Source organism: Salinicola salarius (assembly GCF_002179555.1).
In the GTDB taxonomy this organism is placed as follows: domain Bacteria; phylum Pseudomonadota; class Gammaproteobacteria; order Pseudomonadales; family Halomonadaceae; genus Salinicola; species Salinicola salarius_A.
Map to the genome: position 1 here is coordinate 1 of NZ_NHOU01000005.1, position 26627 is coordinate 26627.

Here is a 26627-nt window from a genome sequence, read left to right on the forward strand (position 1 = left end):
TTCTGAGCTGCCTGGGCGGCAGCGAACAGCGTTTGTTATATTTGCCCAGTCAACGCTAATTTCTGAGCTGCCTGGGCGGCAGCGAACTGTGGTGTTTCTACAAATGGTGCTGCCGTTCTTTTCTGAGCTGCCTGGGCGGCAGCGAACTACATATCTGGTCAGATACCGGCGGCGTACATTTTCTGAGCTGCCTGGGCGGCAGCGAACAGACCACAATCGGGCCTCAGCCTTCTGGTATTTTTCTGAGCTGCCTGGGCGGCAGCGAACAGAAGTCGCGTTCGAACCCCGCTTATCTCGTTTTTCTGAGCTGCCTGGGCGGCAGCGAACCAACCTTCTGGTATTGACGGACGCCGCCCGCTTTTCTGAGCTGCCTGGGCGGCAGCGAACGCGTAACCAGTGCGAAAGAAGCGGCATTTCAGTTTCTGAGCTGCCTGGGCGGCAGCGAACTACCCTGCCACTTGGGAGCGGCCTCGATACGCTTTCTGAGCTGCCTGGGCGGCAGCGAACGAGCTGATGCTGCGGATCCGCGACACCGAGGTTTTCTGAGCTGCCTGGGCGGCAGCGAACTCGGTCAGCGTGTCGGCGGCGTTGGTTTCACTTTTCTGAGCTGCCTGGGCGGCAGCGAACTTTATACTCAGGACATTGAGGAGGAGTCTGTTTTTCTGAGCTGCCTGGGCGGCAGCGAACGCAGCCATTGCTGTAGCGTCCTTGCGCAGTCATTTCTGAGCTGCCTGGGCGGCAGCGAACAGCGACAAGCAGACGGTTCTCGGATACAAGCATTTCTGAGCTGCCTGGGCGGCAGCGAACCGACAATCTCGTATGTGACTAGATCGCCATCATTTCTGAGCTGCCTGGGCGGCAGCGAACCTGCTCGAGCGCGTGAGAGTTCAGGAAGGGCTTTTCTGAGCTGCCTGGGCGGCAGCGAACAACTACGCCAAGGCACAGGCCCGCGCCGTCGATTTCTGAGCTGCCTGGGCGGCAGCGAACTCTCGTCGATCCGTCGTGAGCTGACCGCGAGCTTTCTGAGCTGCCTGGGCGGCAGCGAACGCTAGCGCCCGCGAAACAGTGACCGCCGATGTTTTCTGAGCTGCCTGGGCGGCAGCGAACCTGGTCGGTGGCCTTAATGCGCAGCGCCATCATTTCTGAGCTGCCTGGGCGGCAGCGAACCCGGGTATCACGAACCCGCTAGACCCAACAAATTTCTGAGCTGCCTGGGCGGCAGCGAACGCGGCATGGACAACACGTGTTGCGCAAAACACTTTCTGAGCTGCCTGGGCGGCAGCGAACGGTATCCCTTGGTATATCGTCTTCGATACTTTTTTCTGAGCTGCCTGGGCGGCAGCGAACTGCCATCCAGACTTACCGTCGCATATCATGCATTTCTGAGCTGCCTGGGCGGCAGCGAACCTTGCTCCATGCGCCTGAGCTGCCGTGTTGATTTTCTGAGCTGCCTGGGCGGCAGCGAACCGGAGTGGATGATCGGGGCGCTAGGCTCATATTTTCTGAGCTGCCTGGGCGGCAGCGAACATGATAAGTCAAGAATATCTTGTAGACAGAGATTTCTGAGCTGCCTGGGCGGCAGCGAACCCGTGGCTCACGAGGCCTACCCGTTCTGGACCTTTCTGAGCTGCCTGGGCGGCAGCGAACACACCAACCAGTGACCACGCCGCCGCCCTCGATTTCTGAGCTGCCTGGGCGGCAGCGAACCGCCTGGCAGAGATCGCCGAGCGCTACCAGCTTTTCTGAGCTGCCTGGGCGGCAGCGAACGACTTCGGGGCATTCCTGTTCGCCATCCTCGGTTTCTGAGCTGCCTGGGCGGCAGCGAACTAACTCGGCCAGCTGCTCGATGGTCAGCCAGTTTTCTGAGCTGCCTGGGCGGCAGCGAACCAGCGGCTCATGAAACTGGCGGTCGAGGAAAATTTCTGAGCTGCCTGGGCGGCAGCGAACGATGGCCAGTGGCGCCAGATCGTGACGATCGATTTCTGAGCTGCCTGGGCGGCAGCGAACATTGACGTCCTTGACGTCGGGGTGCGCAGACATTTCTGAGCTGCCTGGGCGGCAGCGAACTTGATCGTCGCCGGCGACGTGTTCATGGGCGATTTCTGAGCTGCCTGGGCGGCAGCGAACCAGGCACGCCGTAGATCTCTTGATTGATGTCGTTTCTGAGCTGCCTGGGCGGCAGCGAACGATCTCGGGGTAGAACGCAGCGTTGGCGATCATTTCTGAGCTGCCTGGGCGGCAGCGAACCGTCGCCCGATAGGTCCGAGCCAGCGCCGGCATTTCTGAGCTGCCTGGGCGGCAGCGAACTCGCGGTCAGCAGCACGTCAGTGATGCGCTGCTTTCTGAGCTGCCTGGGCGGCAGCGAACGATGACCGCGCCATCTATGGCATCCGTGTGGTTTTCTGAGCTGCCTGGGCGGCAGCGAACTGGATCGATATCGATGCCAGCACGGCCAACGTTTTCTGAGCTGCCTGGGCGGCAGCGAACTCGGTGCTCAAGGTCGACGTCTTCCATCTCTTTTTCTGAGCTGCCTGGGCGGCAGCGAACTTGACGCGGATCCGCGGTTCCCAGCGCATGAGTTTCTGAGCTGCCTGGGCGGCAGCGAACAACTGAGCGAACATCCGCTCGAGGAAGTCAGCTTTCTGAGCTGCCTGGGCGGCAGCGAACGTGTCGAACAGGTTCGGGTCGGCCGCCATGTATTTCTGAGCTGCCTGGGCGGCAGCGAACACAGCTCCGGCATGATCGGCCAGCGCTGGCATTTTCTGAGCTGCCTGGGCGGCAGCGAACGTGACCGCCGAAGCGGCGCGCGAGCAGCTGCTTTTCTGAGCTGCCTGGGCGGCAGCGAACAACGGGCTATGCCCGGCGGGGCCGGGTATGTATTTCTGAGCTGCCTGGGCGGCAGCGAACGCGTCGGGTGTCGGATCGATGGGCGGGCTGGGTTTCTGAGCTGCCTGGGCGGCAGCGAACATCGGCGGAACGACAGCAGCTGGCTATGGTGCTTTCTGAGCTGCCTGGGCGGCAGCGAACCTGCCACACCAGGTGGTTGTGCAGGTTGATCATTTCTGAGCTGCCTGGGCGGCAGCGAACGAAGTCCCAAGGCGGACTACCTCGCCGAGCTTTTTCTGAGCTGCCTGGGCGGCAGCGAACCGCCACAACGGCGGGTCGATCGCGCGTTTCCATTTCTGAGCTGCCTGGGCGGCAGCGAACGAGGGGCGCGTCAACGAGTCCAGCGCCGCCGTTTTCTGAGCTGCCTGGGCGGCAGCGAACCGCACCCACCGGAAGTCCGATGCCATCCTCGTTTTCTGAGCTGCCTGGGCGGCAGCGAACGCGACCTCGGCCGGGGCCGCGAGAGCGCTTTCTTTCTGAGCTGCCTGGGCGGCAGCGAACGAGTGCGTAGTCGGCAGCCTCCGGCCAACGCTTTTCTGAGCTGCCTGGGCGGCAGCGAACTGAACTACGCCGAGACACCTGATCGGGATTTCTTTCTGAGCTGCCTGGGCGGCAGCGAACGGCCTGGCGCACCGCCGCCGAGTGCATCGACTTTTCTGAGCTGCCTGGGCGGCAGCGAACTGGCGAGAATGAAAACTTCATCGACACTGAATTTTCTGAGCTGCCTGGGCGGCAGCGAACAGACTACCGGCCCGGCTACACTTTGGCAGCTTTTTCTGAGCTGCCTGGGCGGCAGCGAACTGAACTACGCCGAGACACCTGATCGGGATTTCTTTCTGAGCTGCCTGGGCGGCAGCGAACGGCCTGGCGCACCGCCGCCGAGTGCATCGACTTTTCTGAGCTGCCTGGGCGGCAGCGAACCGACTACCGGCCCGGCTACACTTTGGCAGCTTTTTCTGAGCTGCCTGGGCGGCAGCGAACGTGGCCCGGGTGATCGATTGCTCGCGCACCATTTTCTGAGCTGCCTGGGCGGCAGCGAACACGCTGGATCACTTCATCAAGCGCGAGCTCAATTTCTGAGCTGCCTGGGCGGCAGCGAACGAGCACGTCGACGACTATCGTCGCGTCGACCATTTCTGAGCTGCCTGGGCGGCAGCGAACGCCAGCGACAACTACGGCAACTACCAGTACCATTTCTGAGCTGCCTGGGCGGCAGCGAACGAGCCGTTGCCCAACGCCGTCTATCAGCCGATTTTCTGAGCTGCCTGGGCGGCAGCGAACTTTGGCTGTCTGTCCGGTGTTTTTGGTGGTCTTTTCTGAGCTGCCTGGGCGGCAGCGAACGCAATGACGATGATTTGTCACAGGTGCGGGGTTTTCTGAGCTGCCTGGGCGGCAGCGAACAAGCACGACTGGGACGACCAGGTGGGCGTGGTTTTCTGAGCTGCCTGGGCGGCAGCGAACTCCGTCGCATCGACGCCCTCGCCTACCCAGTATTTCTGAGCTGCCTGGGCGGCAGCGAACATTTTAGCGTCTGCCTGTTAATCCCATTTTCCTTTTCTGAGCTGCCTGGGCGGCAGCGAACATGCCGCTGGTCTTAGCAAAGGCGAACGTTCCTTTCTGAGCTGCCTGGGCGGCAGCGAACGCGACCAGCACGACGGCGAGCTGCTCGGTCACTTTCTGAGCTGCCTGGGCGGCAGCGAACGAAACCCCGGCGTTGAGGGACGCCAGGGTTCATTTCTGAGCTGCCTGGGCGGCAGCGAACATGGCGCATCCGCTGGCAAGACAGTTGATCGATTTCTGAGCTGCCTGGGCGGCAGCGAACGGACGGCGCCCGGTAATCAGGACTTCGCGCACTTTCTGAGCTGCCTGGGCGGCAGCGAACGTGATGCGCGTGCCGTATCACCATCGTCTGACTTTCTGAGCTGCCTGGGCGGCAGCGAACAGACCAGTTCACGGACGAGAAATGAGGGGGTTTTTCTGAGCTGCCTGGGCGGCAGCGAACCTAGAGTGCGCTATATCCTGAGCTACCTGCTCTTTCTGAGCTGCCTGGGCGGCAGCGAACAGCTTCACGCCCGGAATCTTGCCGTCGCGTATTTCTGAGCTGCCTGGGCGGCAGCGAACAACGGTGATGTCGCATTTTCCGATCTCGTGATTTTCTGAGCTGCCTGGGCGGCAGCGAACCGGATGCAGTACATCACGCCCCGCCGGTACAATTTCTGAGCTGCCTGGGCGGCAGCGAACCGCCCAGCGTCGACCTGCATGCCGAGGCGAGTTTTCTGAGCTGCCTGGGCGGCAGCGAACCGCTATAGCTTCATCTACCGTCTTTCCCTGATTTTCTGAGCTGCCTGGGCGGCAGCGAACGATGCTCTCTGTCGGTGCACATTTCAGGCATTTTTCTGAGCTGCCTGGGCGGCAGCGAACGGCGCGCAAGCGCAGCGCCGCCGACAACCACGTTTCTGAGCTGCCTGGGCGGCAGCGAACAACTGAGCTTCGTACTGGTCGAGGTTCAGCGCTTTCTGAGCTGCCTGGGCGGCAGCGAACGTGGTGTAGCGCTCCATCAGCCGCGACATCATTTTCTGAGCTGCCTGGGCGGCAGCGAACCCGGGGATTACGAGATACCAGATAGGGAGGATTTTCTGAGCTGCCTGGGCGGCAGCGAACCAGCACCCGGGCGACATGAAAGCGTTTTCGCTTTTCTGAGCTGCCTGGGCGGCAGCGAACGGCCAGATCCCCGAGAAGACGTCACTTCGCCATTTCTGAGCTGCCTGGGCGGCAGCGAACTCGCCGTACTCGCTGGCGACCAGGTGTTCGTGTTTCTGAGCTGCCTGGGCGGCAGCGAACTAGAGGTTACTACAAATAACGTCCTGATTGTTAAAGAGCTTTGGATGAAAAAAGCGACATCCCCCTTTTCTGGGCAATGTCGCTAACTAATTGATTTTAAAAGACCCATTTTTGGTTTGCAAAAAAGGGTCAGAACCAGGGCACCGTGGCTTCCGAGCTCAAGCCGTAGTGATTGAAACTACCGACAGCGGGCTGCGACTGCGTCTTGCCGTGTTCAATGAACAGCGCAAAGCGCTGACCGCTGGATCGGCTGCTGACTTGCACGAATGGCAAGGCGATTTGCCGTGCAGCGGGCTTCTCCATCAGGCGCTGCGCTTCATCGAACTCGATGCCATGGCGCTTGGCATAGCGTTTTGCGCGGCTTGGACTGCCCGTATTGAACTGCCTGCGCTGAACGACCCGATAACTCACCTCCAAGGGCACCGGCTGAACGGCTTCGAGCTGCACATGATCCCGCATGCCGGTGAGCCACGGCATCGCCATCAGTTGCTCCAGCCGTTCCTTGCTGCCATGCAACCGCAGCCGATCGCCCGGCGTACGGGCGCGCACGCCGAACTTGTGATCAGGGAAGCTGACGCCGATGTCATTGGCATCCAGATCGAAAAGCGCACGATGCAGCTTGCCGTAGAGCGCCCCCATCAATATGGCGGGCGGGAAATCCGGATCGGGGCGCAGGCGAATGTCGAGATAGTGGTCCATGGCTTACTCCACATCGCCGAAAACGCCGCCACGAATCAGGGTCGCCATGACAAAGTGCTGCTGTTCTACAGGTGGAACTTGGTCTTCTTTAGCCCATTTATCTAATAGGTTATAAAAATCCATTTTTTGTTTGGGCTGACGGAAAGCGGTAGCTTGAGTAGTGACAGAGCCGTAAGGTTCGACGGCGATAGGGCCAAGGTCGCTGCCGTCTTCCGGCGCCGGATACCAGGTATCGATTGTGCGCAGGGCATTACCCAACTTCTGGGAGTGAATGGCAGCGTTATCGTCATCGCCGATCTTGTAAAGCGTCTTGCTCTTGTCACCGCGAGAACGATCCAGGATCAGTTCCTGAGACGGGAAGACTTCTTGACCAGCGCCGACACGAGCAAAAGCCACTATGTCCAACAGCAGGTAGCGATCACCTGCCAGAGCTTCGGCGATCAGCTTGCCTAGCTCGCGTGTCTGGTCGTTGCCTTCGAAATTGCGTAACGACAGATCAAGGGCGTTGAAGGTCCACTGCTTCTCGGCCTGCCCTCCCTTCATCTGGCTGACTACGACTTCGATCTGCTCGGCCCCCACCCGATTGCGCCATAGGAAGCGGCCATTAGCGAGGTTGCAAGCATAGCGGTGAGCGAGCTCGCCAAAGCCATGCTCGTTGACGTAGCCCGTTACGGTTTGCTTCAGCTTGTTCTGATATTCGGCGTTGTTACAGGCAGAGGGAGTGCCTGCGCCTGCCAGTACACGCAGGGTAAAACGCACGGCTAGCGTATCGGCATCGTGAGGCAGCGCGGCCACGTCGACGGTCTGAAGGTTGGGGTTTTCAATAGCGGCATCGAGCTTCGCCGGGTCTTGGTCTTTTGCTTTCAGGCGATTGGAAATGGTGCCTCGTACCGACTTTTCGCGTACCGGAACAAGATTCCACTGTGCTGCCTGAGCGCGATCTTCCCAGTTACCGGCGCGGAACAGCGCATCGGATGGATCGAGCTTACGCTCAAAAGCCAGGACAGTAGTTTTTAAAGCATCGTTTTTCTTAGCCATGCGTATGTCTCCTTGATGATTAGTCTTCAATGGAATGGGTCAGGGCGTAGTCATTAGTGAGGCGATAGACACCTCGTTCGATATCGTTTTCCACGAACCACATCAATGCATCGGGATGGCGCAGCCGGTGCGGGCTCACCCATTCACCAACCGAGTAAAGGCTTTCCACGAACTGAAACGGCACATTTGGGTCCCGAGCGTTGGCGACTTCACCCGGCTGGTAGAGATCCGAGATGGCGCCGTAACCAACAGGGATGGGGACAAGCCAGCCGGGGAACGGTCGGCGCACCTGCCACTCCACTTGTTGTTTGTCGTTTTCGTCGACGGTGACGTGGCATTCGTGATTGAGCCGCGAGAGATCGAGCCAGGCATCCAGCGCCGTGGCATTGGCATCTTGCGCTTTCAGCGCTTCGGTATGCGCACGGAGGCGGTCATCGCGCAGCACCAACGCGAAGCCGGGTAATAGACGACGTCGGAGACGATTCCACTGTTTCTTCCGCTTGTCCTCGTTGTCGTCAAAGCTGATCAATTCCGGCCGATAGCGCTTCTCGCCCATTGCTGGCATGACACTGCCCCCGGCGATTCGCATTCCCTGCACCTGGTCGAAGATCTGGCGGGCGAGCGCCTGCCGGCTATCGAAACTGTCGAGCTCCTCACCCTCGGAACCCACGCCAATCAGCAGGGTAATCTCGAGATGTGCACGCCCCTCCTCGACGATGGCAGCCGTATTGCCACTTTTGTCGACAGGGTTACGCGTCAGGTGAAATGCCTTGATAACCCCACCTTCGGTCACCTGCGGCTCGATCCGGTGACAGACAACGCCGACGCCCTCGAAGATGAGCCTGGTCTCGTCGGGCAGATTGCGTTCAAGCGCCTGAATCGCACCTATGAAGGCACTCATGGCGGGGAAGCCCCAAGTCATCGGGCTGGAGATCGCGTTGGCGTTCTGGATGCGCAGGCGCGGTAGAACGAGCAGGTGGTTGAGACGTTCGCTCATGCGGCCTCCCCTTCGTCGCCTTCATCGCGTAGCGCGTCCTGTAGGTCATCGAGCTGACGGCGAAAGCTCTCCAATACACCGCCGAACTCGCCTTTCCAGTGCTTATGCTCGACATCACCGAAGTTGAGCGCGCTCTTATCATTGAGCCTGCCGTTCAACCAGTTGGCGGCGCGAATGCTGATGCTTTCCGACCAATCCGACTGGCGGCGCGCGGCCGCGAACTCGTTGTCCAACTCGGCCCGGCCCGGGTCGAGCCAGAACTGCTCGTCCGGCGCCAGGCGGCAACGCTCATCCATCGTCCATCCCGGTTTCAACGAGTGAATTTCAACAGTGAAAATCATCAGCTCATCGGCGAGCATCGCGGTCAGGTCGTCACGTAGATCGCGCGTATGCATGTTCTTTGCAGGGTCGGATTCGAGGAACCGTTTCAAGTCATTGAGGATTAGCCGAACTTCGGGACGCCCCTGGAACGAACGAAATGATTCGTTCATCGGTGCATAGACCGACCGCGACTGCCAGCTGGGCGGTAGCGACGCGAGCAGATAATTCTGGCCGCCGCGCTCGCTGTTGAGCTGTGAAATATTCTGCGGTTTAGTGCCGCCAAGCTTCTGGACCGCGAGATTGGGGTAACTGGTGTAACCGCCGTCAAACGCGGTGCGCTCACGCAGTGCCTTTCGCGCCGCCTTGTTGTGGTCGCCATAGAACCAGATGTTCGGGCTGACTTGCGCATAGAAACGGTGTGTAAGCGATGTGGCGTAGAGCGGTGCCAGCAAGCGGAAGCCGGTGTTATCGGCAGGATCATCGCCGACCAGCCAGTAAACTTGCTTAAGCCGAGCATCAGTAGAGACTTTCAGGTTTTTCCTATTTAGAAGGACACTGTATACATCCGAATCGTCATCCGTACCCATGCCCCTCGCAAAAGCCGACAGGGCGTCTTGATCCATTCCACTAAGCCATTCACTAAATTTCCTACCCTCGAAACGAGTACCGAGAAGCAAATACAGTTCGTACGCTGCAGAGTTAACCGCTCCATTGCCAGTCGCGTCCGCCAAACTCTCATCATCTGGCAATACATGCGACCCTACCTCTACTCGGCTTGGCAGGCTTCCAAAGTCTATTAAGAGATTTGCAACCTGCTTTACCTGCGGGTCAGGGTGCGTCGCCTTAGCAATATGTGTGGCAATAGCAACCCCGGGAGCACTACTCGCTCCTTTCACCAAAATACTTTTCAGCACATATTTTTCATGGGCTCTTTTTATCTCTGACTTGGCTTGCGCGTCGGTTCTACCCTCGAATTTGGCAAGCTTATTATCCAAGCGTCGCTGAACATGAGCGTTCATTTGTTGCAACATGGACTCACCACGGGTGGTAAGCGTCGTTTCTCTATGCATTCACTCAATCCTCCCTGCGCACAGATTGCGTTAGAACTTTTCTGGTTTTCGTAAACGAGCTGCCGCTATAGCTTCTCGAAGCACTAAGTCACCTCCGCTTCACAAATCCCAACGCCGGATGAAAATGCCATCCGTTCAGCGCCCGATTCGGCTTGAGCCGAATACGCCCGAAACGCATCGCGCACTGCTCCAACCCCATCCCCATCGCTTCCGCCTGGTCGGCTAGCGCCACCATGTAGTCCGGGTCATTCCAGGGCGTTATCCGTGGATTGGACAGCGACTCGTCCGGCAGGCGATCCAGTTCGGCCTCGGCCGGTGTCAGCTTTTCTTCTCTTCCGTCTGCATCCACGCGCCAGAAGCGGTAGCTCTCTTCCGTTTCGTCCGGGAAGAGCACGAATTCGCTATCGGGTTCGTTGTCTTCCCGAAACGGTTGCTGCTGAATCGCCAGTGCACTGAGCGACAGGGAGGCAGGACGATAGAAGAGATAGGCGCCCAGCGAGGTTGGCTTTTTCAGCCGGGAGCGGCGGCGGGCTGGCGCAGGCGCCGCCCCTTCCACCATCAACGCCGCCAGGCGCGCATGCTCCAGATCCACCAGCTTTTCGCGCGGCTCGAGAGGCTCGGGTGCCAGCAGCCGAGGACGTGAGTCGATGACATCGATTTCCGACTCTCTCAGCAGTGCGGTGAGTCGGTGTTTCACTAAAGGCCAGTCCTGCTCGGTCTCGAAGCCGGGCCGACAGAATGCAGGCCGCTTGCGTCCGAGCGCTTTGACGTTGGCGTCCAGCAGCGCAACGTTGGGAGCATCGATCGCCGCCGGTCGATGGCGCCTCACGCGCCCGGCGAGCTGAATGACCGAGCGCATCGAGGAGGGCTCGACCACGGCCCAGTCATAGTCGTGGTCGCGCCCAACCTCAGTCACTGGCGAGCCCAACACGATGAAAAGTTGATCCGGCTCGTCGGTGCGATCCAGCCGGCGGCGGATGTCGGGCAACTCGAACACTGCCAGCTCATTGCTGCGATCGAGCGTGCGGTCCAACCGCTCCTCGATCCGTGAACGCAGCAGCAGCGGGAACTGCGAGTGATAGACGCATAGGTGGATGCGGTAGCCGTCGGGTATGTCGCTGCGATAGAGCGCCATCGCCACCTCGACCAGCGGCTCGATATTGGCCATGCGGATCAGCCCGAAGCTGACCCGTTTGGTGGTATGAGGATCAAGGGTGTGATGCGCCTCGTGCAGAGCCAGTGCCTGTTCGAGCATGACGTCCGCCATCGCCGCATGGACATTCTCGGGCCGCGTATCCGGCGCGGAGACCGGCACCACGCAAGCGCGCCGCCGTGGTGCCAACTGGGCCAGACGCGCGGCGCGCTTGCGGGCGAAGTCGGCGTGCGCCACGTCGAATTGTGCCCCATCGGTACAGCCAGCATGCGAGCAGCCATGTTCATCGAACCATGCACACACCAGCTCTACCGGGGCACCCGGCGAGCCGCGATGGCGTTGGTATTCGGCCCGGCCTTCCCTGTAGGCATCGAACAGGCCGCGCACGATGGCCGGCGGTAAGGTCGCGGAGGAGAGCAGCACGCGGGAGCCTAGCATCCCCGTCCAGTAGACGAGACGTGTCAGCGCCGGAAGATCGGCGATATCGAAGTCGTCCGGTTCGTCGAGCACGAGATCGCCACTCATCAGGCGGAGCATTGGCGCGATCTGACCGCCGCCGCGCAGGCTCTCGGTCGCCGGCACCAAGTGGTCGATGGTACAAACCAGCACCGGCGCGCCGATCAGCGCTTGGGCGTGAGGATCAGCGATGGCCTTGCGCAGCACCGGGTGGCTATCGAGCTCGCCCTCGAAGAAGACGTGTGTCTGCTCGTCGAGGAGTTCCGCACGGGATTCGGAACCGCCATCGTTGCGCGACTGTTGATGTTCGAAGAGCGCCCGGCTGGCACTTCCACCAACGCGAATGGCGAGTTCGTCACTCCCCAGCCCCAGGCGCTCGCGATAAGCCTGCCCTGTTTGCAGCGTCAGCGTGCGCAGGCCGAGCGCGATCGAGAAACGTGCGCCCGATTCCGGGTCCGCGAGTCCGTAGAGAATGCGGCCATTGGCGATGGTCTTGCCGCAGCCGGTCGAAGCCATGTTGATGCCGAAGAAGCCCTGCTCACGGCTTCTGTCTCGCAGTCCGACGGCGAGGTCGTAGGCTTTGTCCTGCCAGCGAAATCTTGCATTGCGGCTGCGCGCCTTGAAGCCTTTGTGACGCGCGATCCGCGGTAGCGCCGTAGCCAGGTCGGGAAGGTGGTGAGTGATCTCGCCCGTTGCGCGCACGACGCCAAGCAGATGCTCGATCAGTGGTTGGCAGAATTCGCGCTTGCCTCGGTTAACCGTCGTGTTGGCGTAGAGCAAGACGTTGTCATCGGCCATACACCAATTCCCGCTCAGTCGTCCTTCGTCAACGAGACTCGAGTAGTGATGATCGGCAAGCATCAGCGAGAGCCGTGCCATGTGCATGACATACGGTGACTCAAGTGGCCGCGTCTCCCAACGCAGCTCGCTCAGCTGTCGTGCCAGACGAGCCGCTCGCGCTCGCCAATCTTCATGGGTTACGGGCAGACCACGGGAGAATTCCCAGTACGGCGAGTCCTCCTTGCGACTAGCAGGCTCGACACGCTCGTTCCAAGCCGCAGTAATGTCCTTCGGCAATGAAGGCAGGATGCTGGCGTTGAGCGTGGCGCGCACACCCACCCATTTCTGGGTGCCGGCCTCGTCGAAAGCCGGGAACGCCGGTAGCCGATGATGGCTGACGATCAGCCAACCAATGGCCGCCGCCAACGGTGGCAGTTGATTGAACGGAGCGCTGTCGCTGGCCCTTTCATCCATTCCATCGCGAATCAGGCGATCCAGCCAGCAGGCATCGTCCTCTGGCGTCGGCCGTTCGAGACGTGCAAGCCAGCTGGCGTCATCGTCCTGACCCACGAAAGCTTGTAACAGCCGCAGCGACACCCATTCGTGGCGGTAGCGATTGCGGCCCTCCAGCCTGCCGACAAGGCGCAACTGAAAGGCGTCCGTCGCCTTGCCAAGGTCGTGGAAGAGCGCCGCCATCGAAGCGAGCAGGTGAATCAACCTGAGCGAGTGCCAGTCGTTTTCGTCTTCCGTACGCAGAATATTGCGCCGGGTGGTGTTGGTCGGCGTCGCGCCCCGAGTGTTGAACTGCGAGGCATCGCCGACCACCCACATCAGTTCGCTGTGGTCGTGACCACGAATCCAGTGACATGCCACGGCGGTGTTCTTGCGTGCCTTGCTGCGTAGCAGTTTTCGCAGCGTATCGAGCCCGGCCTGGGTGATCGAGGTCTGCCAGGTGCGTTCACCGCGCCGTTCGGCGAACTGGTCGAGAATACGGCGCGTTTCCTTGAGCGCGTTCTTGCTGCATTGCGACACCAGCAGCACGTTCATGGTGTGATCCCATGGCCGAGGCGTTCGGCCGTCGCCTTCAGGGTATCGATCATCACATCCAGGGCTTCCACCTGCGTGAGCCTATCGATACAGGCCTGGCGAAACTCCTGTTCTTCATCGCCACGGCTGGCGGAAATGAACGCCTGCGGCAGGATCACGGCGTCCTTGACCAGATCCGCGACATCGAAGACCAGTCCGCCGCGGCGTGTCTTGCCGTGCAGCACTGCCAGGCCATGCGGAATCCCCAGCACCCAGGTCGCGGTAGCGCCCAACCCGTAGGCCAGATAATTGCCGTGATCGAGGAAGCGGTTGGCCGGATCGGCACCCTGGCCGCGTTTGACCCGGGTGAATTCGCCATAGTCGGCGGCGTGGCTCGCCAACCGGAATAGTTGCTTGGTGAGCCGAGCTTCTTCGGTCAGCAGCGCGGTCGTATCGGGAGCCGAGTCGATCGCCTGCCGGCTACACGTGAGCAATGCGTCCAGCTCTGCCTTGCTGGGGGTAAAGCCGGTATCGCGCTGGAAACGCGGCGCCGTCCAGAGGCGTTCGACTTGGGTGAGCCGGGCACGCTGGAAACATCGGGCCGCCTCCAGCCGCTTGTCGTCGTCGAACCAGAATCGCACCCAGTATTGGAGATACTCCGTCGGCCGGTATTCGCTCTGCGGGGTTAGCCAGGCAACTTCCACGTCCACTTCATTGGCTGCGAACAGCGGCGTACCGCCACCACCGCAAAAGCCGACCAACACGCCAGCCTTGGCCAGCTCGCGCATCGCGGCCTGGGTAATCGAGGTGCCGGTCCCCAGCAGCAGCGAAGTGGTGTTGGCGATAGGGATGTTCCAGTACTTCGAGCGCTTGCCTTCATCGGTGACGTATTCGACACGGCCGCCATTCACCAATACGCGGCAATGTTGCAGGTAGTACAGATTGGCGCGCTTCGAGTGCAGGATCGTCTTGAGGTCGCTTGAAGAAAGGTCTTCCATCGTGGCGTCACCTGCCAGTTGTCTTGTAACCGTTGGTAACGCAGTTTTTACGATGCGACAAGCCCGCCAAAAGGATTGTCAGGGATCTCTTACAAATGGTGTCAGCCAATCTCCGCTTGGCACCACTTTTGTTATGATATAACCTTTCCGCCTCATCCAAGGGGTCTGTTCATGTCACATCGTCACCGTCACCGCCCGGATGGGCCGTGCCATTTTTCCTTGATGTCGCTTGGCGCCGGGCGGCGTGTGCTGCTCGCGCTCATTCCCCTGGCGCTGCTGTGGCTCGTCGCGGGCTGGGCTGCCGGGGTGTTTGGTTGATGGCTCGTTCGATGGCAAAACCCGACACGCTGCTGACGCTGGAATCCCTGTCGCTGGCGCAGGGCAACCGCATGGTGCTGGAAAACATCGACGGCCATTTCGAGGCCGGCACCATCACCGCGCTGGTGGGGGCCAACGGGGCCGGCAAGAGCACGCTGGTCCAGGGGATCATGGGCGAGCTGCGCCCGGTCAGCGGCCGCGTTCGCTGCGAGGTTCCCAATGCGCGGCGCGCGTGGTTACCGCAGCAGCTGGCGCTGGATCTGACCTTTCCCATGAGCGTCGAAGAGCTGGTCATGAGCGGTTGCTGGCCGACTCACGGTAGCTTCAAGCGCTACGGCCCGGCGGAGTATCGTCGCGGCCAGGCGGTGATGCAGCGGCTGGGCCTGCAGTCGTTCGAACACCGCCCGCTGGGTGAACTCTCCGGCGGCCAGCGCCAGCGGGCGCTGCTCGGCCGTACGCTGATGCAGGAGGCCCAGTTGCTGCTGCTCGACGAGCCGTTCGCCAATGTCGATGCGGCGACCGTCGAAGTCCTGATCGATGTGCTTCGCGCCATGGCGGCCGAGGGCGCGGCGATCATCATCGTGCTGCACGATCACGATCAGATGACACGGCTGGCCGATCGCGTCCTGCGGCTGGAGCGCGGGCACGGGTTCTGGTTCACGCCCGCGACGATCAACGATTCCTCTTCACCGGCGGAGACGTTGGCATGATCGATTGGCTGTTCTCTCCACTGGTGGATTTCGGCTTCATGCGCCGCGCACTGGTGGCCGGGCTGGCGCTGTCGCTGGTCGCCCCACCGCTGGGGGTCTTCCTCACGCTGCGCGGCATGAGCCTGGTGGGCGATGCCATGGCCCACGCCGTGTTGCCGGGCGTGGCGGTCGGCTTTCTGCTGGCGGGCTTCTCGCTACCGGCGATGAGTTTCGGCGGTCTGGTGGCAGGGCTGCTGGTGGCGGGGCTGGCGGGTAGCGTGTCGCGCCTGACGGGCCACCGCGAAGACTCGGCGATTGCCAGCTTCTATCTGATTTCGCTGGCGGCCGGGGTGATGTTGATCTCGATGCGCGGCAGCAGCGTCGACCTGACCCACGTGCTGTTCGGCTCGATCCTGGCGGTGGACAGTACCGCGCTGTGGCTGATCGTCGGCGTGTCGAGCCTGACGCTGATCGTGCTGGCGGCGATCTTCCGCATTCTGGTGGTCGAGTGCCTGGACCCGCTGTTCCTGCGCGGCCAGGGGATTCGTGGCGGCGCAGTGCACGGGCTGTTTCTGGGCCTGATGGTGCTCAACCTGACCGCCGGCTTCCAGACGCTGGGCACATTGATGGCGGTCGGCCTGATGATGCTGCCGGCGACGGCGGCGCGCTTCTGGTCGAAGCGGCTCGAAGGGTTGATGGGGCTGGCGATCGCCATCGGCATGGTCTCCAGCGTGGGCGGGCTGCTGCTCTCCTATCATGCCGGCCTGCCTTCGGGGCCCTGCATCATCCTGCTGGCCGGCGTGATCTATCTGTTTTCCGCGCTGTTCGGGCGTTACCACAGTGTCTTCGCCCGCTGGCGTCGTCGCGTGCAGCCCATGCTGCCGCCCGATGCCCACGGCTGACCCTTCCTCCTCTCTCCACAAGGATCGTTACATCATGGCTCACATTTCCCTTCGCGCCGTGCTGCTGGGTGCTCTCGGCGCCTCGGCGCTCTCGGCCAACATCGCTCATGCCCAGGAACCGCTGCAGGTGGTCACGAGCTTCAGCATTCTCGATGACATGGTGTCGACGATCGGTGGCGATCACGTCAGCGTCACGTCGCTGGTCGGCCCCGATGGCGATGCCCACGCCTTTTCGCCCAAGCCCGCCGATGCCCAGTCGCTCGCGGATGCCGACCTGGTCGTGGTCAACGGCCTGCAGTTCGAAGGCTGGATCGACCGCCTGGTCGATGCCAGCGGTTACGAGGGCGAAGTCGTGGTTGCCAGCAACGGTATCGACACGCGTTCGTTCGAGGGGCACGAGGACGAGGGCGACCATGACGATCATGACGATCATGACGATCATGACCATCAAGATCATGCGACCGACGGCGAGGAGGAGCATCACCATCACGGCGATGTCGATCCGCACGCCTGGCAGGATCTGGAGAATGGCGAGCAGTACGCGCGCAACATCCGCGATGCGCTGGTGAAGGCCGATCCGGCTCATGCCGATGCCTACCGCGCCAATGCCGAGCGCTACATCGACGAGATGGAAGCGCTCGACAAGGAGGCGAAAGAACGCCTGTCGCAGATTCCGGCATCCGACCGGCTGATCATCACCAGTCACGATGCCTTCGGCTACTTCGCCGACGCCTACGATCTCGAGCTGCTTTCGCCGGTGGGCATCAACACGCTGGCGGAACCCAGCGCCAGCGATATGGGCAGCCTGATCCAGCAGATCGAGTCCAGCCACGCCAAGGCGCTGTTCCTGGAGAACATGACCAACCCGGCGCTGATCAACCAGCTGCACGAAGAGACCGACATCGCCATCGGCGGCACACTCTACGCCGACGCGCTGACGGCGGAGGGCGAAGGCAGCACCTATCTCGGCATGTTCCAGCACAACGTCGACACCCTGCTCGACGCGCTGGCAGCCGACGACTGACCCCGACCCGACAGGCCAGCCCGCGACGGCGGCGCTGGCCTACTCTCTGTTTCCTGCTCTCTATTACCTGCTTCCTACTCTCTTCTCTCTTCCCTCTTCCCTCTTCCCCCTCCCTATTACTTCCTCTCTCTTTCCTCTTCTTCAAGACTGAACGACACTTTTCGGGCAGCATCCGCTCAAGCCTCCACCGAGAAGTGTCGTCTCGTATGCCGTCAGCCGTTCCGTCGCCGCAACGCCGCCTCACGCTCTCCCAGGCGCGTCGTCTCGCCCTGAAAGCGCAGGGTTTCACCTCCCGCTCCCCCGAGTCCGCCAACCGAGGCCATCTCCGGCGTCTCGTGGATCGTCTCGGCGTGTTGCAGATCGATTCCGTCAACGCGTTGGCACGTTCCCACTATCTGCCGGCCTTTTCGCGTCTCGGCCCTTACCCGACCCCGCTGCTCGACGAGCTGGCCTGGAGCCGTAACCGGCACCGGTCGCTGTTCGAATACTGGGGCCACGAGGCCTCGCTGCTGCCGCTCTCGTTCTACCCGGCGATGCGCTGGCGCATGCGCCGCGCGCAGGATGGCATCGGCATCTACAAGCATCTGGCGCGGTTCGGCCGTGAACGGGGCGAGGTGATCGAACGCGTACTGGCCCAGGTACGCGACCACGGCCCGCTGGGTGCCGGCGCACTGAACACGCGGGAAGGCCCTGCCGGCCCGTGGTGGGACTGGAGCGATGAGAAGCACGCGCTGGAATGGCTGTTTGCCGCCGGCGAGGTCACCGTCGCCGGCCGCCGGGGTTTCGAACGGCTCTACGACCTGCCGGAACGGGTGCTCCCCGCGACAGTACTGAACCAGACCGAACCCGATCTGCTCGAGGCGCATCGGCAGCTGTTGCATCAATCCGCCCGGGCGCTTGGCGTGGCGACGGAGAAGGACCTGCGGGACTACTACCGGCTGGCGCCGCAGGATACCCGTGCCGCGCTACAGACGCTGATCGAGGACGGCACAGTGACGCCGGTATCGGTGGAAAGCTGGCAGCAGCCGGCCTATGTCGTCGGCGAGCCGCGCATTCCCCGCCGACTCGAGACCGCCGCGCTGCTCTCGCCGTTCGACTCCCTGATCTGGTATCGCGAGCGCACCGAGCGCCTGTTCGGCTTTCACTACCGCCTGGAGTTCTACGTCCCGCCGGCCAAACGAACCTACGGCTACTACGTCATGCCGTTCCTCCACGGCGACCGGCTCATCGCCCGGCTCGACCTGCGTGCCCGGCGCGCCGAGGGGGAACTGAGCGTTCTCGCCATTCACCCCGAGCCCGCCGTGACGTTCCGTGACGCCGAACTCGACGCACTGGCCGGCCAGCTCGAACGTCTGGCATGCTGGCTCGGGTTACCGCGTATTCACCTGGCCTGCGAGCGCCCCCTTGCCCAGCGTCTGAGCGCCCTGTGGCCGGTGGATTCTTATCGGCGCCTGTCGCTCTGAGAGGGCGGCAGCCCGGCACGCAAACGGGCATCGACATGCTCACGCTGTCCGACTCGACCACGCTTCCCGTGGCGAAGTGACGACCTTGCGGCAAATAACCACACTAACAATAAGGTTATTGAGGCGTATGCTGACATCGTCGCCTTCGAGGCTACCGATTCCGAGGCGAGTCAATGTCAGTCATAAGGACAAGGGAGCATCATCATGAACACGATTCTTCATCGCTTCTCCGTCGCCGGAATGGCGCTGGTCACCGCGCTGAGCGCCGGTAATGCCTTTGCCTATGGTGCCGGTGATGTGTTCACCCATTTCGGGGTCGCCAAGGTTTCGCCCAAGAGCGACAACGGCCACTTCGATGGTCTGAACATGGATGTCGATGTCAAAGACGACACCGGCTTCGCCTTCACGCTGGGTTACCGTTTTCTCGACAAGTGGGGCGTCGAACTGCTGGCCGCCGAACCGTTCGAGCACGACATAAACCTGAACGGCAACGAGCTGGCCTCGACCAAGCATCTGCCGCCGACCCTGACGCTGCAGTACTATCCGCTCGGTGGCACCCAGTCGCGTGTTCAGCCATACATCGGCGCAGGCGTGAACTACACCCATTTCTCCGATGAAGACCTGGACGTCGGCAGTCTCGATCTCGACGACTCCTGGGGTGCCGCCGGCCAGTTGGGGGTGGACCTGCTGATCGACGATCACTGGTCGATGAACGCCGCCGCCTGGTATCTCGACATCGACTCCGACGCGACCGCCGAGGTCGGTGGCCAATCCTATGACACCACCGTTCACATCGACCCCTGGGTGGTGATGGGCGGCATCGGTTACCGTTTTTGAAGCCGCCGGATTCGGACCCAAACCGGTCATCTCATGGCCACCGCTTGGTGGCCATTTTTCGTTTTCTCCCCTCCCTACCACCCAACCTGTCTGACGCTTCCGCCTACATCCGACTCTTCCGCCTACATCCGACGCTTCTGCATCAAGCTATCTGCACAAAGCTATAGACATAAGTTGAAGACAATGTGATCATTCGCAGCCTAACTTTTATGGCGCTTTGATACACCTTTATTGCGCTTCAATACACTGCCCCGTGGAATGAATGTTCCGTGGTTGTGCCCATGGAAATGCCCCGTGGATGCCCGCATTCACGGGTTTTGGTCATTTATGATTCGAATTTCTGCCGATCACTGGTTACTGGCGTTGCGAACGGTGCTGGCCGTCTGGCTGGCACTGTTCCTGTCCATGCGCCTCGATCTCTACCAGCCCGCCTGGGCCATCCTGGCGGTGATGATCGTGACCCTGCAGCCGGTCATGTTCACCGGCGGTACGCCGCCGATCGGCATCATCATCGGCCGCAGCCTGGCGCGCCTGTTCGGCACGCTGTTCGGCGCTATCGTCGGCCTGGTGCTGATCGCGCTGTTCGGCCAGCAGCCGATGCTCTATCTGCTGTTTGCCGGCGCGTGGCTGGCCTTCTGCATGTACTGGGTCATACTCGAGCCGGATGAATACATCGGCTACGTGATGATGCTCAGCGGCTACATCGCGACGCTGGTGTCGCTGACCGCGATCGGTACCGGCATCGAGGATATCTGGTCCGTGGCCCAAGGGCGCTTCAGCGAAACGGCGCTGGGCATCGGCTGCGGGCTGCTGATGCATGTGGTCATTGCCCCGCGTTATGGCAGTCATGCCCTGCCGAGCGCGCTTTCCCAGTTTCTCTCGCGGGCCGCCACCGAAACGCTGGCAACGCTCGCCGAACCTCGCGCTCGCGACGATCGCGATGCGCAGTTGAAGACGCTGTTCCAGCATTATCAGCAGTTCGAGACGCTGCGCGGGCTGACACGGCTGGAGACCCGCCGCCTGAGCCATTTCATTCCAGCGCTGGATCGATTTGCCAGCGATGGCCTGGCGCTGATCACCGCCGTCCGCGAACTGGAAACGGCACTGGACTACCTGCGCGATTGCGAGGATGGCGAGCGCTGGCTAGCCGAGCTGAGCCGGCAGGCGCAGCCGCTGCTGACGGCGATCGAGGCCGAGCCGGAGGGCAAGCCAACCGAACGCCTGCTGCTGGCCGATTTCGAGTGGGACGAAGCGACGGTGGAGCCACGTACCCGCACCCGTGCCGAGCTGGTGCGACAGCGCCTGGGCGAAGTGCTGGGGCTTTTGCAACACGGCCGCCGGCTGCGCAACGCGCTCAACGATCCGACCTCGTCGAAGGTCAAGACATTGCCCCGCGAGCGCCGCTACCGCGCCACCCACAACGAACACTTCGTCGCCCGCTTCAACGCCTTCCGCGTGTTCATCGCCTTCGAGCTGCTGGGCCAGGTCTGGGTTCATGGCGGCTGGCATTCGGGCTATCTGGCCATGATGCTGTTAAGCGTCTTCACCATGCTGTTCGCCAAGGCGCCGAACCCGGCGGCCATCGTCTATCAGTTTCTGTGGGGGTCGATCGCCGCGGTCATCCTGGGCGGGGTTCTGCTGTTTCTGGTGTTACCGGTGATCAACGGGTTCCCGCTACTGGCGATCGCCATCGGCATCCCGGTCGCCATCGGCACACTGATGACGCCGCACCCCCGCTGGTCGCTGATGGGAATGGCCGGCGCCATCACCATGATGACGCTGCTCAACCTGCATTCGACCTATACGTTTTCGCCCTCGAGCTACATCAACGGCGGGCTGGCTTCGATCATCGGGACCATTGCCGCCATGATTACCTACTCGCTGTTTCGCCAGCGCTCCCCCGGCGAACGCATCGAGACGCTGATGGCCGCCTACTGGCGCGGCCTGAGCCGGCTGCTGCGGGAGAAATCGCTGCCCAATCGCGCCCGCCTGGAGAGCCGTCTCTACGACCGTCTGGGCCGGCTGGTCGCGCTGGGTGGCAGCGATCGCTCGGTCAGCGAGGCGATCGACCTGCATGCCTTGGCACTGTGCGTGTGGCGAATCCGGCGTCTGCGCGAGGCACTCGGCCCCCACCGCGCGGAGATCGAAGCCTGGCTCGGCGACATCGGCACTCGCGTGGTGTCGCGCCGCCATCACGATCCGGCCGTCTGGCACGAGCTGGCTGACGAGGCCATTGCCTGGGTCGAACGGCTCTATCATGAAACCCGCCTGCCGATCGCCAGCATCGGCGAGATCGCCATGCTGGGGCATCTGATGCGAGAAGCGCCGGGCGTGGTACTCGAGGCCCGCGCGGACGAAGAACACGATGCGTCCAGGGCAACCACCGGAGACACTCGACATGCTGGCTGAATGGTCGTTCCTGGGCTTCCTGATACCGCCGCTGACGGTGCCGGTATTGCTGGCCCTCGGGCTCTATCTGATCCTGCGGCGCGTGTTCGTGCGCCTGGGGCTCTATCACTGGTTCTCGCAACCGGTACTGCTGGATATCGCGATTTACGCTTTGCTGTTGTGGTCGGTACTCGCCCTGACGGGCTCGCTGCCGATCGCTGGATGAGGAAAAGACCTTCATGAATTGGCCTACCGGACTCCGCAAGACGCTGCGGCTAGTGTTGACCATCGCTGTGGTGATCGCGGCGGTCATTGGCGTTGCTCAGATCTGGGATCACTACATGCACGATCCGTGGACCCGCGACGGTCGCGTTCGTGCCGATGTGGTCAATCTCGGCACCGATGTCGCCGGCATCGTCGACAGCCTCGAGGTGCACGACAACCAACTGGTGAAAAAAGGCGATGTGCTGTTCACCATCGACCAGCAGCGTTACCAGCTGGCGCTGAACGAAGCCAGGGCCAATCTCAACCAGTTGACGCAGCAGCGCGACGAAGCACAGGCCGCCAACAGCCGTCGCCAGCGTCTGAAGAATTACGTCTCCCAGGAGGACAAGGACAACGCCCGCTTCGCGCTGGCCACGGCCCAGGCCGCCGTCGAACAGGCGAAAGTCGAGGTCAACCAGGCCGAGCTGGATCTGGAACGCGCCACCGTTCGCGCACCGGTCGACGGCTACGTCACCAACCTGCTGCTGCGACCCGGGCAGTACGTGACCGTAGGCACCGATGCCATGACCCTGGTGGATGCCGAAAGCTTCTACGTGCTGGGCTACTTCGAGGAGACCAAGCTCGACAGCATCGATGTCGGCGCGCCCGTTCGGGTCCAGCTGCTCTCCAGCGACGAGCCCATCTGGGGGCATGTCGACAGCTTCGCCCGCGGTATCAGCGACAGCAGCCTGAGCAGCCAGGAAAACGGCCTTGCCTCGGTCAACGCCTCGTTCGACTGGGTACGCCTTTCCCAGCGGATTCCCGTTCGCATCGCGCTGGACGAGATCCCCGAAGGCACCAAGCTCTCCGCCGGCCTCACCGCCACCGTCTACCTCGAGAGCGACCGCCAGGGCCGCGAAGAGGCGCCCGACTGGTGGAAGCCGATTCGCCAGTGGTGGGAAGGGTTGATCAGTATCTGAGCCCATACGAAAACGCCCCGACGATCGCTCGTCGGGGCGCGGGCAGCGGGATAAACGCTGTTCAATCGAGGGCCATTCACGCGAAGGCCGTTCAATCGAAGTCGTTCACTCGAAGTCGTTCACTCGAAGTCGTTCACTCGAAGTCGTTCACTCGAAGTAGCTGAAGGTCTCGCCGGGCTTGATGTCGAGCAGGGTGTGGTAGATCAGCTCGATCACGTTCTCGACGTCCTGCTTGTGGACCATCTCGACGGTGGTATGCATGTAGCGCAGCGGCAGCGAGATCAGCGCCGAGGCGACGCCGGAATTGCTGTAGGCGAAGGCATCGGTATCGGTGCCGGTGGCCCGCGAACGCGGCAGGCGCTGGAACGGGATCTTCTGCTCCTGGGCGACCTTGATCAGCCGCTCGCGCAGCTTGTTCTGGATCGCCGGGGCGTAGCAGATCACCGGGCCGTCGCCGATCTTGTTGGCGCCTTCGCGCTTGGGCTCGATCATCGGCGTCGAGGTGTCGTGGCTGACATCGGTAACGATGGCGACGTTGGGGTTCAGGCGCTCGGCGATCATCTCCGCGCCGCGCAGGCCCACTTCTTCCTGCACCGCGTTGACGATGTAGAGGCCGAAATCGAGCTTCTGCTTGCGCGCCTTCAGCAACCGCGCCACTTCCGCGATCATGAAGCCGCCGATGCGGTTGTCGATGGCGCGGCAGACCAGCTTGTCGCCATTGAGCACGAAGAATTCATCCGGGTAGGTGATCACGCAGCCGACGTGAACGCCGAGCGCCTCGACCTCATCCCTGGTACTGCAACCGACGTCGATGAAGATATTGTCGAGCTCCGGCGGCTTCTCCTTCGGCCCCTGACGGCGGGTATGGATCGCCGGCCAGCCGAACACGCCCGGCACGATGCCGTTGTCGGTATGAATGTTGACGCGCTTGGAAGGCGCGATCTGATGGTCACTGCCGCCGTTGCGGATGACGTAGATCAGGCCATTGTCGGTGATGTAGTTGACGTACCAGGAGATCTCGTCGGCGTGACCTTCGATCACCACCTTGTACTCGGCCTCCGGATTGATCACGCCGACGGCGGTGCCATAGGTGTCGGTGATGAACTCATCCACGTACGGGCGCAGGTACTCCATCCACAGCTTCTGGCCTTCCCACTCGTAGCCGGTCGGCGAGGCGTTGTTGAGATAGCGCTCCAGAAACGTCATCGCATCCGCGTTCAGCGGCGCCGCGTTGCGCTTGGTCGTCTTGGGCGTTTTATCAGCGCTTTTGCTCATCTCGAGCTCCTTGTTTCAGGCAATGTGTTTCCGCTAATAGTCAGCCAGCTTAACAGGCACCACCCGCCAACGCTGCTCTTCGCATCCCCGAGGCCGGCTCTCGTTTCCTGTTTTCCGCTTCCCCGTTTCCCGTCGCTCGAAGCTCGGAGCCCGGAGCCCGGAGCCCGAAATCAGAGCACCATCGCCGCGACCCAGCCGAAGATCAGCAGCGGCACGTTGTAGTGCAGGAAGGTCGGCACCACGCTGTCCCAGATATGGTCGTGCTGGCCGTCGGCATTGAGCCCGGCAGTCGGCCCGAGGGTGGAATCCGAGGCCGGCGAGCCGGCATCGCCCAGCGCTGCCGCCGTGCCGACGAGCGCAACGGTCGCCAGCGGCGAAAAGCCGAAGCTCAGCGCCAGCGGCACATAGAGCGAGGCGATGATCGGAATGGTCGAGAACGAGGAGCCGATCCCCATGGTGATGAACAGGCCTACGAGCAGCATGATCAGCGCGGCCAGCCCCTTGTGATCGCCGATCATCGCCGCGGAGCTGGTCACGAGGCTATCCACCGAGCCGGTCGCCTGCATCACGCCGGCGAAACCGGCCGCCGCGATCATGATGAAGCCGACCTGCGCCATCATCCGCATGCCTTCGGTAAACACGTCATCCTGCTCCCGCCAGCGGAACACGCCGCTCAGCGACAGCAGCGCGAAGCCGAACAGACCGCCCAGCACCATCGAATCCGTCAGCAGCTGGACGACCACGGTGCCGATCAACGACGCGGCCAGCACGATCTTCTGCCAGCCGCGAAGGGGGCGATCAGCGCCGGCCGACGCCGATTCCTCGCTATCCTGCTGCCCCACCAGCGCCCGGTCTTCGTAGGTGCGCTGGCGGCGATAGCTGAAAAAGACGGCAACGAGCAGGCCCAATGCCATGCCGCCGATCGGGATCGCCATCGCCAGCGGCACCTGGGCCGCCTCGACCTGCAGGCCGAATTCCGCACCGCTGGTGTTGAGATTGTTGAGCAGAATGTCGTTGAGAAAGATCGCGCCGAACCCGACCGGCAGCAGCATGTAGGGCGCCGTGATCCCGAAGGTAATGACGCAGGCCACCGCGCGGCGATCCAGCCGGAGCCGGTTCATCAGCGCCAGCAGCGGCGGCACCAGGATCGGAATGAAGGCGATGTGGACGGGAATCAGGTTCTGCGAGCTGATCGCCGCCAGCAGCAGGCAACCCAGCAGCGCCAGTACCACGCGGCGCTGGCGCAGGCCGGAGCCCTCGAGATGGAATCGCTGAACGGCGCGGCGAGCCAGCCCCTGGGTGATGCCCGAGCGTGACAGCGCGACCGCGAACGCCCCCAGCACCGCGTAGGAGATCGCCACCGTCGCCCCATTGCCCAGCCCGTCGTTGAAAGCATCGAGAATCTCGCCCAGCGGCATGCCGGCATACAACCCACCCACGAGCGCGGCGACGATCAGCGCAAACACGACCGAGACCCGCGCCAGACTCAACGTGACCATTATCAGAATGGCCAGCACCACAGCATTCATGCATCGCCCCATTTCAAACCGTGAATCGTGCCTGCCGAGCGCAGCCGGCAGACGAAGCCGCCGATGATATCGACCCAGTCGGCGAACGCCAGAAAAATTCCGGAAGCGAGGCCCGGCCGATAGCGGAACTCATGGTTACCCAGCTCACTCTTGATTACAAAACGACGCCAATGTCGGCGAACGTGCTAACAAAAAACCTCATTCAATTTCCGGCTGACCCCGCTTAAGCTGAACCGACCATAATGATCGACGCCACAAGCGTCGGCTGGAGTGGCCCCACGTGACGACATCGACGTCGGGGTGCCCTCGGGGTGATTGAAGGGGCTGATTCAGCCACTGAGAGGTAACCGTCATGACTCGACCGACCCAACGACACGCCACACGCCTGCCGACCGTCCTCATCGCCATCGGCGCTACCCTGCCACTCGCCGCGGAAGCCTATGTGGGCCCGGGCGCGGGGCTGAGCCTGCTGACCGCGCTGTGGGGCATCATCGCCGCGATCGGCATGGCGCTGTTTTTCGTCATCATGTGGCCGATCCGGCGCATGCGGCGCCGACGCAAGGCCGAAGCCGCCGCCTCGGCGGAGAGCGGCGCGGCCGAGAATAGTACCTTCGAGACTGGCACCGCCGAGAGCGGTACGAGCACGGCCCAGGCCCGCACTGCCCAGGATCCGGAGTCGCCACCGACCACCGCCCGCGTCGAGGAGAGTCAGCGCGGAGCGCCCCACGCCGGACATCGCTCCTAGCGGCGTCA

General features: G+C 62.1%; 18 protein-coding genes and 1 CRISPR repeat array. Of the genes, 10 read left to right on the forward strand and 8 right to left on the reverse strand.

The features are described 5' to 3' along the window. Positions 1-59: 59 nt before the first annotated feature. Positions 60-5727: direct repeats of the CRISPR family, unit length 28 nt; unit sequence TTTCTGAGCTGCCTGGGCGGCAGCGAAC. Positions 5728-5856: 129 nt separating this feature from the next. From cas6f to cas1f, 6 genes are all read right to left on the reverse strand, one after another. Beyond that, on the reverse strand, positions 5857-6426 hold the full coding sequence (gene cas6f / locus CCD76_RS05420) for a type I-F CRISPR-associated endoribonuclease Cas6/Csy4 (RefSeq protein WP_087718520.1): 570 nt from the start codon (positions 6424-6426) through the stop codon (positions 5857-5859). A 3-nt stretch (positions 6427-6429) separates the two neighbouring features. Further along, on the reverse strand, positions 6430-7464 hold the full coding sequence (csy3, locus tag CCD76_RS05425; RefSeq protein WP_087718521.1) for a type I-F CRISPR-associated protein Csy3: 1035 nt from the start codon (positions 7462-7464) through the stop codon (positions 6430-6432). A 19-nt stretch (positions 7465-7483) separates the two neighbouring features. Continuing rightward, positions 7484-8461, reverse strand: coding sequence for a type I-F CRISPR-associated protein Csy2 (gene csy2, locus CCD76_RS05430; RefSeq protein WP_087718522.1), 978 nt, complete (start codon positions 8459-8461; stop codon positions 7484-7486). Then, complete coding sequence (gene csy1 / locus CCD76_RS05435; protein ID WP_087718523.1) at positions 8458-9852, reverse strand: type I-F CRISPR-associated protein Csy1; 1395 nt, start codon at positions 9850-9852, stop codon at positions 8458-8460. The genes csy2 and csy1 overlap by 4 nt, the downstream gene beginning before the upstream one ends. 88 nt (positions 9853-9940) lie before the next feature. Then, positions 9941-13288 (reverse strand): type I-F CRISPR-associated helicase Cas3f, encoded by a 3348-nt coding sequence (cas3f, locus tag CCD76_RS05440; RefSeq protein ID WP_087718524.1) that lies wholly within the window; start codon positions 13286-13288, stop codon positions 9941-9943. Next, entirely contained in the window at positions 13285-14265 is a 981-nt protein-coding gene (gene cas1f / locus CCD76_RS05445; protein ID WP_087718525.1) for a type I-F CRISPR-associated endonuclease Cas1f, read from the reverse strand. The genes cas3f and cas1f overlap by 4 nt, the downstream gene beginning before the upstream one ends. A gap of 171 nt (positions 14266-14436) precedes the next feature. Here cas1f and CCD76_RS19995 point away from each other — a divergent pair, with 171 nt between their 5' ends. From CCD76_RS19995 to CCD76_RS05485, 9 genes are all read left to right on the forward strand, one after another. Continuing rightward, positions 14437-14583, forward strand: coding sequence for a hypothetical protein (locus CCD76_RS19995; protein ID WP_179208856.1), 147 nt, complete (start codon positions 14437-14439; stop codon positions 14581-14583). Between the two features lie 11 nt (positions 14584-14594). After that, on the forward strand, positions 14595-15293 hold the full coding sequence (locus tag CCD76_RS05450; protein WP_087718684.1) for a metal ABC transporter ATP-binding protein: 699 nt from the start codon (positions 14595-14597) through the stop codon (positions 15291-15293). Beyond that, complete coding sequence (locus tag CCD76_RS05455) at positions 15290-16174, forward strand: metal ABC transporter permease (protein ID WP_087718526.1); 885 nt, start codon at positions 15290-15292, stop codon at positions 16172-16174. The genes CCD76_RS05450 and CCD76_RS05455 overlap by 4 nt, the downstream gene beginning before the upstream one ends. A 34-nt stretch (positions 16175-16208) precedes the next feature. After that, on the forward strand, positions 16209-17198 hold the full coding sequence (locus tag CCD76_RS05460) for a metal ABC transporter solute-binding protein, Zn/Mn family (RefSeq protein ID WP_087718527.1): 990 nt from the start codon (positions 16209-16211) through the stop codon (positions 17196-17198). Positions 17199-17404: 206 nt separating this feature from the next. After that, positions 17405-18661, forward strand: coding sequence for a winged helix-turn-helix domain-containing protein (locus tag CCD76_RS05465; RefSeq protein ID WP_087718528.1), 1257 nt, complete (start codon positions 17405-17407; stop codon positions 18659-18661). 204 nt (positions 18662-18865) lie between these two features. After that, positions 18866-19498, forward strand: a complete 633-nt coding sequence (locus CCD76_RS05470; protein WP_087718529.1) for an OmpW/AlkL family protein — start codon at positions 18866-18868, stop codon at positions 19496-19498. Positions 19499-19825: 327 nt separating this feature from the next. Beyond that, positions 19826-21907: an FUSC family protein gene (locus tag CCD76_RS05475; RefSeq protein ID WP_179208857.1), complete on the forward strand. Its 2082-nt coding sequence runs from the start codon at positions 19826-19828 to the stop codon at positions 21905-21907. Next, positions 21897-22112 carry a DUF1656 domain-containing protein gene (locus CCD76_RS05480; RefSeq protein WP_179208858.1) on the forward strand — a complete coding sequence of 72 codons (216 nt, stop codon included), beginning with the start codon at positions 21897-21899 and terminating at the stop codon, positions 22110-22112. The genes CCD76_RS05475 and CCD76_RS05480 overlap by 11 nt, the downstream gene beginning before the upstream one ends. A 13-nt stretch (positions 22113-22125) precedes the next feature. Next, a complete protein-coding gene (locus CCD76_RS05485; protein WP_087718532.1) occupies positions 22126-23070 on the forward strand; it encodes an efflux RND transporter periplasmic adaptor subunit in 945 nt (314 codons plus the stop codon). A 147-nt stretch (positions 23071-23217) separates the two neighbouring features. Here the strand turns inward: CCD76_RS05485 and CCD76_RS05490 are convergent, their stop codons facing one another. Further along, positions 23218-24345 (reverse strand): M42 family metallopeptidase, encoded by a 1128-nt coding sequence (locus CCD76_RS05490; RefSeq protein WP_218776969.1) that lies wholly within the window; start codon positions 24343-24345, stop codon positions 23218-23220. Positions 24346-24515: 170 nt separating this feature from the next. Then, positions 24516-25874, reverse strand: coding sequence for a Na+/H+ antiporter family protein (locus CCD76_RS05495; protein ID WP_087718533.1), 1359 nt, complete (start codon positions 25872-25874; stop codon positions 24516-24518). 352 nt (positions 25875-26226) lie between these two features. Between CCD76_RS05495 and CCD76_RS20000 the strand changes: the two genes are divergently transcribed. After that, positions 26227-26619 carry a hypothetical protein gene (locus tag CCD76_RS20000; protein ID WP_179208859.1) on the forward strand — a complete coding sequence of 131 codons (393 nt, stop codon included), beginning with the start codon at positions 26227-26229 and terminating at the stop codon, positions 26617-26619. Positions 26620-26627: the final 8 nt, after the last annotated feature.

Excerpts from the sequence above, each read along its gene's own strand:
- cas6f (WP_087718520.1), bottom strand. The coding sequence starts at position 6,426 with ATGGACCACTATCTCGACATTCGCCTGCGCCCCGATCCGGATTTCCCG.
- csy3 (WP_087718521.1), bottom strand. The coding sequence starts at position 7,464 with ATGGCTAAGAAAAACGATGCTTTAAAAACTACTGTCCTGGCTTTTGAG.
- csy2 (WP_087718522.1), bottom strand. The coding sequence starts at position 8,461 with ATGAGCGAACGTCTCAACCACCTGCTCGTTCTACCGCGCCTGCGCATC.
- csy1 (WP_087718523.1), bottom strand. The coding sequence starts at position 9,852 with ATGCATAGAGAAACGACGCTTACCACCCGTGGTGAGTCCATGTTGCAA.
- cas3f (WP_087718524.1), bottom strand. The coding sequence starts at position 13,288 with ATGAACGTGCTGCTGGTGTCGCAATGCAGCAAGAACGCGCTCAAGGAA.
- cas1f (WP_087718525.1), bottom strand. The coding sequence starts at position 14,265 with ATGGAAGACCTTTCTTCAAGCGACCTCAAGACGATCCTGCACTCGAAG.
- CCD76_RS19995 (WP_179208856.1), top strand. The coding sequence starts at position 14,437 with ATGTCACATCGTCACCGTCACCGCCCGGATGGGCCGTGCCATTTTTCC.
- CCD76_RS05450 (WP_087718684.1), top strand. The coding sequence starts at position 14,595 with ATGGCAAAACCCGACACGCTGCTGACGCTGGAATCCCTGTCGCTGGCG.
- CCD76_RS05455 (WP_087718526.1), top strand. The coding sequence starts at position 15,290 with ATGATCGATTGGCTGTTCTCTCCACTGGTGGATTTCGGCTTCATGCGC.
- CCD76_RS05460 (WP_087718527.1), top strand. The coding sequence starts at position 16,209 with ATGGCTCACATTTCCCTTCGCGCCGTGCTGCTGGGTGCTCTCGGCGCC.
- CCD76_RS05465 (WP_087718528.1), top strand. The coding sequence starts at position 17,405 with ATGCCGTCAGCCGTTCCGTCGCCGCAACGCCGCCTCACGCTCTCCCAG.
- CCD76_RS05470 (WP_087718529.1), top strand. The coding sequence starts at position 18,866 with ATGAACACGATTCTTCATCGCTTCTCCGTCGCCGGAATGGCGCTGGTC.
- CCD76_RS05475 (WP_179208857.1), top strand. The coding sequence starts at position 19,826 with ATGATTCGAATTTCTGCCGATCACTGGTTACTGGCGTTGCGAACGGTG.
- CCD76_RS05480 (WP_179208858.1), top strand. The coding sequence starts at position 21,897 with ATGCTGGCTGAATGGTCGTTCCTGGGCTTCCTGATACCGCCGCTGACG.
- CCD76_RS05485 (WP_087718532.1), top strand. The coding sequence starts at position 22,126 with ATGAATTGGCCTACCGGACTCCGCAAGACGCTGCGGCTAGTGTTGACC.
- CCD76_RS05490 (WP_218776969.1), bottom strand. The coding sequence starts at position 24,345 with ATGAGCAAAAGCGCTGATAAAACGCCCAAGACGACCAAGCGCAACGCG.
- CCD76_RS05495 (WP_087718533.1), bottom strand. The coding sequence starts at position 25,874 with ATGAATGCTGTGGTGCTGGCCATTCTGATAATGGTCACGTTGAGTCTG.
- CCD76_RS20000 (WP_179208859.1), top strand. The coding sequence starts at position 26,227 with ATGACTCGACCGACCCAACGACACGCCACACGCCTGCCGACCGTCCTC.